Here is a 6,193-nt window from a genome sequence, read left to right as displayed (position 1 = left end):
CCGCGGCGCCGCAGGCACTATACGGCGCTCCGCAGGAGGCGCCGGAATTGCCGGCCTTCCCGGAGCTGGAGCTGATCGGTCAGCATCATGGCACTTACCTGATTGCACAAAATCAGGAAGGCCTGTACTTGATCGATCAACATGCCGCACACGAGCGTGTCAATTACGAATATTACTATGAGAAATTCGGGCATCCAGCGGATGCTTCCCAAGAGCTGCTGCTGCCGATTACCCTTGAATTTACGCCATCTGACAGTGAAAAGCTGAAGGAGAGATTATCCTGGTTCGAAAAGGTCGGGGTGATCCTAGAGCACTTTGGCGGGGGAACCTTCCGCGTCGTGTCACACCCGTACTGGTTCCCGGGCGGGGAAGAAGCTTCGATCATCGAGGAGATGGCGGAATGGGTGCTTAGCGAACGTGCGATCGACCTCTCCAAGCTGCGGGAGAAATCGTCCACCTTAGTATCCTGCAAGGCGTCGATTAAGGCGAATCAGAAGATTACGGCAGAAGAGGCAGATACTTTATTGCAGCGGCTTGCCGCCTGCAAGCAGCCTTATACTTGTCCGCACGGACGGCCGATCATTATTTCATTCTCGAATTATGATCTGGAGAAGTTGTTCAAGCGGGTTATGTGAACGGAGGAATTCATGTTTTGATTATAACAACAGGTGAACATAGCGCTGAGGAGTCGGTGCAGCGTGCGATGGCCCTCTCCAAGCAATCAGGGGCCAGATTTGTTCCGCGAAATCGGATGTCACTGACCAAATTGGCCGAGCGCTACGGAGATGACGATATTCTCGTTATTCTGGCAGGTGGTGCAAGACTGCATCGGACAGGGGCGGAGCCGCTCTCCTTCCATCCCAGCATGGCTTTCGTCCGGGGGAAGCGCCTGCTTCGCGGCGAGCCGGATGCGATGCTCGAAGCGGCTGGCGTACGCCCGGGCGATACAATTATTGATTGCACGGCTGGTCTGGGCGCTGATTCTTCGGTGTTCTCTCTGGGCGCGGGGCCTTCCGGGCGAGTTCTCGCCCTGGAAGATTCCTTACCTCTCTGGGCGCTCCTAACGGAAGGTCTTGCGTATTATGAGTCGAGCGTGGCTGACTATAACGCGGCGCTGCGGCGGATCGAGACCAGGCATGTCCATCACTTGCAGGCGCTTCGGGGGATGCCGGACAAGAGTGCGGATGTCGTCTATTTCGATCCTATGTTCCGCCATCCGATTATGGAATCGGCAGCGATCTCCCCGCTTCGTACTTTTGCCAACAATGAAGGGTTAAGTCAGGAGGCGGTCAAGGAAGCCTGCCGGGTTGCCCGCAGAAGCGTTGTGCTGAAAGAAAAGATGGGGAGCGAAGAGTTTGCAAGACTTGGCTTCCGGGAGGCCCGGCGCGCTCATACCAAAATTGTCTACGGAGTGATTTCACTTGATGATTAACGACAGACCGAACTTGCTTGTACTGGTCGGCCCGACAGCAGTCGGCAAGACGAAGCTGAGCATTGAGATTGCCAAGGCCTTCTCCTGTGAGATTATATCCGGTGATTCCATGCAAGTTTATCGTGGTATGGATATCGGTACCGCCAAAATACAGCCTTCTGAAATGGAAGGAATCCCCCACCATCTGATCGATGTGCTCAATCCGGATGAACCGTTCTCGGTAGCGCAGTTTCAGGATAGCTGCCGGCAACTGATTCCCGCGATTGGGGAGCGGGGCAAGCTGCCGTTCATTGTCGGAGGAACGGGCCTGTATGTGGAATCTGTCTGTTATGAGTATCAATTCACAGATACAGGCGCCGACGAAGAATTCCGCTCGCAGATGCAATGTATAGCAGATGAGGAAGGGAACGAAACGCTGCACGCCAGATTAGCAGCTGTCGATCCCAAATCTGCAGAGAAACTGCATCCTAATGATGTGCGCCGGGTAATCCGGGCTTTGGAAATATATCATCTTAGCGGGACAACTTTATCCTCGCAGTTGGAGTCACAGAATAAGCAGTCTCCATACAACTTATGCATCATCGGTTTGACAATGGACCGTCAAATGCTTTATAACCGTATTGAGCAGCGAATCGATGAGATGATGGAAGCCGGACTTGTAGATGAGGTCAGAAGCTTGCTTGGCCAAGGCTTCACCCGAAACCTTATTTCTATGCAGGGTTTGGGTTACAAGGAAATCCTCGAGCACTTGGAAGATGGGGTTCCCTTGGAGGATGCTGTGACCAAGCTGAAGCGGGATACGAGACGATTCGCGAAGAGACAGCTCTCCTGGTTTCGGCATATGAAGGACATATCCTGGGTGGATGTGACCGATCATAAAAATTTTTCCGGGAATTTAGAGGCTGTACGTGCTATAATAGCAGGAAAGTTTCAGTTAAATCTTGAATATAAATCTAAATACTAATTGATCCTATTGGGGGTACGACGAATGAACAAATCCATCAACATCCAAGATACATTTTTGAACCAGCTTCGCAAAGAGAGTATACCCGTAACCGTATTTTTGACGAACGGCTTCCAAATTCGCGGAACGATCAAAGCCTTTGATAATTTTACGATTGTCATTGACAGCGATGGACGCCAGCAAATGGTGTACAAGCATGCGATTTCTACCTTCCAGCCACAGCGCAATGTATCCCTGATGCAGGAGTCTGCGGGAGAGGTATAATTTGGAGTTTGAAACTTTTTGACCTTCAGTACGTTTAAAGGTATAGGACTAAGAGTGGAGCAACCTGATCAAAGGTTGTTCTTTTCTTTCCGACTAAGAATACTGGTCATTAGAGAAAAACAATCATCTGTCGATTTTGCTGTCAAGTGAGACTGGTATGAAGGGAGTCAGAGAAAAATGTCTACTAAGAGACCTTCCAGACTGGAAAGGAGCAGCAACCCGAGTCACAAGCCGGCCAAGCCGAAAGGAACAAAAAAGAGAAAACTTACGGCAAGACGGATTATGTGGACGTTATTTTTCACTGTAGCGATTGCCATTATATGCGCGATTGCGGGATATCTCTATATTACCGTCAACGGTGAGAGAATTCTGAGCGAAAATGAGGATAAGCTGTTTATTTATGAAACTTCGAAGGTATATGATCGCAATGGAAATATGATGGGCGAATTGTCGGTGGACCGCAGCGAGCCTGTAGACTCCGATAAAATCCCTGATCTTGTGAAAAAAGCATTCGTTGCTACAGAAGATAGACGTTTTTATGAACATAAAGGCGTTGACCTATGGTCCATCGGACGCGCTGCTGTGAAGGACGTCATGGCCCGTTCACTCGTTGAAGGGGGCAGTACGATTACGCAACAGCTGGCCAAGAACATGTTCTTGAGCCGCGACAAAACCTTCTTCCGTAAAGCAACCGAAATGTCCATTGCCATGGCATTGGAGAACCATAAGACGAAGGATGAGATTATTACACTCTATTTGAACCGGATTTTCTTCGGTCAGAAAGCGTATGGAATCAAGGCTGCGTCACAACGTTATTTCGGAGTCAGCAATCTGGAAGATTTGAAGCTGTGGCAGATTGCCTCCTTGGCGGCGATTCCGAAAGGCCCGTCCAAGTACAATCCGGTAGCCAATCCGGAACTGTCCAAGCAGCGCCGGGGTGTCGTGCTTGATCTGATGTTCGAGCAAGGTTATATTTCGGCCGAAGAACGCGATGAAGCAAAGGCTGTGGATTATGATTATGTTCCGCCGGTGAAAAACGAGAGCTATCTGGCTTTCAAGGATTATGTCATTAAGGAAGCCGAGGAGAAGTACGGGCTGACAGAAGACGATCTGAACCGCGGTGGATACAAAATTTATACAACGATGGATGCTCAGGCGCAAAAAGCGGTTGAAAAAGCATTCGACAACGATGATTTCTTTGAGAAAAGCAAGGATGATCAGCAGGTCCAGGCCTCGATCGTTATTATGAACCATCAAAATGGCAGCTTAATTGCTATGCTGGGCGGACGCGACTATCAGCGCAAAGGCTTCAGTCGCATTGAAAGCCGCAGACAGCCTGGTTCAGCCTTCAAACCGATCGTGTCCTATGGTCCTGCGCTGGAGTCCGGCAAGTTTAATGTGAACTCGCAGATCAGCAATGAGAAGCAGTGCTTCGGCGACTATTGCCCGCGCAACTTGCATGGTTATTCCAAGACGATCGATATGACCACGGCGTTGACCAAGTCCGAGAATATCCCGGCCGTATGGTTATTAAATCAGGTTGGAGTTAAGACAGGTGTGAAGTACGCCGAGGAAATGGGCATCAAGATGGATAAGAATGACACCAACCTGGCGATTGCGCTCGGCGGTCTTACGTATGGTACGAATACCATGGAAATGGCTGGAGCCTTCAGCGTGTATGCGAATGGCGGGGAGTATAACGCACCTTATTCCATCAAGCTGATTAAGGATCATGGCGGCAAGGATCTGTTCACTTACAATCCGCCGAAGTCAAAGCGGGTATTTAGCGAGACCACCGCTTATTACATGACGCAGATGCTGCAGAATGTTGTTAACGATGGGACGGGCCGACGTGCTAAAATCGATCGTCCGCTGGCCGGTAAGACAGGAACGACGCAGCATGGTATTCCAGGTCTGAAGAGCAGCAAGAACCGTGACGTCTGGTTTGTTGGTTACACCCCGGAATGGACAGCTGCAATTTGGGAGGGTTATGACAAACCGGATAAGGACCACCTGCTCAACGGCAGCAGTGGTCAAGCCGCGTCCTTGTTCGCGACGATCATGAAGGAAGCGCTCAAAGGTGTTCCAGTGAAGGACTTCCCTGTTCCTTCCAGCCTGGAGAAAACTCCGGAGCCGCCGCAGGAAGAAGTTCAAGTTACAGCACCTGGCGATTTGAACGGTTCCTACGATGAAGGAACAGGAACCGTTACCCTGAACTGGACGGGTGTGGATCAGCCTGGTGTGAACTATCGCATCTACAAGAGAGAGGCTGCGGCATCGGAATTTGTGCGCTATATGGATGTAGTCACCACGTCAGCCGAAGACCTGACTGTGACGCCAGGAACCGATTATGAGTATTATGTAACGGTCTACGATCCGTCGAGCGACGCCGAGAGTCAGCCGTCGAACATCGCTCAGGTCTCGGTTCCTGCTGAAGATAACGGTGGAGAGGGCGAAATTATTCCGCCTCCAGATGGCGGTAATACACCAAATCCTGGTGAAGGCGGCAACGGTGAAATAACGCCTCCACCTAATGGTGGGGGAACGGGGGAGTCCGGCAATGGCGGCACACAGCCTCCTGGCGGTGAAGGAACAGGACCAGGAAACGGTAGCGGGACTGAGCCCGGCAATGGGGGCAACGATGGAAGTGAATCTACGGGGACTACCCCAGGTGATTCCAGCACCAATCCGCCAGGTACAGGTACCGACCAATCCGGCAACAGTACTGGCGTTCAGGACAGCGGTACCGGTGGAATGTAGACCGCCTCGGGTCTCAAGGATATTCCCAAAGATATAGATACACCGAGATGTGAAAAGGTTAGAAATAGGATTGCGATAGAACCCTGATGTTCTTACAAAAGCATCGGGGTTCTTTTGCGTATTTTTTTTGCGGTTTTTGCAGATTCGTTTTTGAGTGAACCCCTCAAATGTGGTAAGCTGAAAGTACATTGTGCCAGAGAGGTTTTGAACATGAAGCGAAAATTCGGAGATCGTGCGAACTGGCGCCGCGTGACCCAGCGCCAGTTCAAATCGAAGTATGTTGAAGGTGACACATTTACAGGTTATGCCACGTTTTATGGCATTAATGCCCTGCGGGATCCTCTTTGGAAGACGTATGGAGGTCATACCTTTCGCATTGCCGATAAGGGTTACACCTGGCTTCAATACTATCCTAAAGGAGCCCACTATGTAGTAACTGCGATGTTTGATGACCGTGGAAGCATTGTGGAATGGTATATCGACGTATGTAAAACCCAGGGTGTTACGGATCAGGGTGTCCCGTGGTTTGATGATTTGTACCTGGATATTGTTGTTCTGAAGAACGGCGAGGTGTTCTTGCTGGATGAAGATGAGTTGGATGATGCACTGAGCCGCGGCCTTATCAGCGTTAGAGACTATGATTTGGCGAAGGAGACGGCCCGCGATGTGATGAAACTGATTAAGAATCAAGCGTTCCCTTATTTTGCGATGTCGCTTGAGCATTACCGGACCGGCTACGTTCAATCTGATTCTAGCAATCCTGGAGGTTAATG

At 50.4% G+C, this 6,193-nt stretch carries 6 protein-coding genes; all 6 read left to right on the top strand.

The window, feature by feature from the left end:
• Positions 1-635 (top strand): DNA mismatch repair MutL family protein (locus BN1360_RS19785; protein ID WP_476445254.1); only part of this gene is annotated, 635 nt, incomplete at its 5' end.
• A 17-nt stretch (positions 636-652) separates the two neighbouring features.
• Positions 653-1,432, top strand: a complete 780-nt coding sequence (locus tag BN1360_RS19780) for a class I SAM-dependent methyltransferase (RefSeq protein WP_068781588.1) — start codon at positions 653-655, stop codon at positions 1,430-1,432.
• Positions 1,425-2,396, top strand: a complete 972-nt coding sequence (gene miaA / locus BN1360_RS19775; RefSeq protein ID WP_068781587.1) for a tRNA (adenosine(37)-N6)-dimethylallyltransferase MiaA — start codon at positions 1,425-1,427, stop codon at positions 2,394-2,396. Before BN1360_RS19780 ends, miaA begins: the two co-directional genes overlap by 8 nt.
• Positions 2,397-2,420: 24 nt before the next feature.
• On the top strand, positions 2,421-2,660 hold the full coding sequence (hfq, locus tag BN1360_RS19770; protein WP_068781586.1) for an RNA chaperone Hfq: 240 nt from the start codon (positions 2,421-2,423) through the stop codon (positions 2,658-2,660).
• Positions 2,661-2,837: 177 nt separating this feature from the next.
• A complete protein-coding gene (locus tag BN1360_RS19765; RefSeq protein WP_082790142.1) occupies positions 2,838-5,420 on the top strand; it encodes a PBP1A family penicillin-binding protein in 2,583 nt (860 codons plus the stop codon).
• Between the two features lie 210 nt (positions 5,421-5,630).
• The gene (locus BN1360_RS19760) at positions 5,631-6,191 is read left to right on the top strand and encodes a ribonuclease FAU-1 family protein (RefSeq protein WP_068781585.1); all 561 of its coding nucleotides are present in this window, start codon (positions 5,631-5,633) and stop codon (positions 6,189-6,191) included.
• Positions 6,192-6,193 lie beyond the last annotated feature (2 nt).

The sequence above is a fragment of the Paenibacillus sp. GM2 genome (assembly GCF_900069005.2).
Lineage (GTDB): Bacteria > Bacillota > Bacilli > Paenibacillales > Paenibacillaceae > Fontibacillus.
Note: the sequence above shows the minus strand (reverse complement) of the source record. Positions and strands in the feature narration are given on the sequence as shown.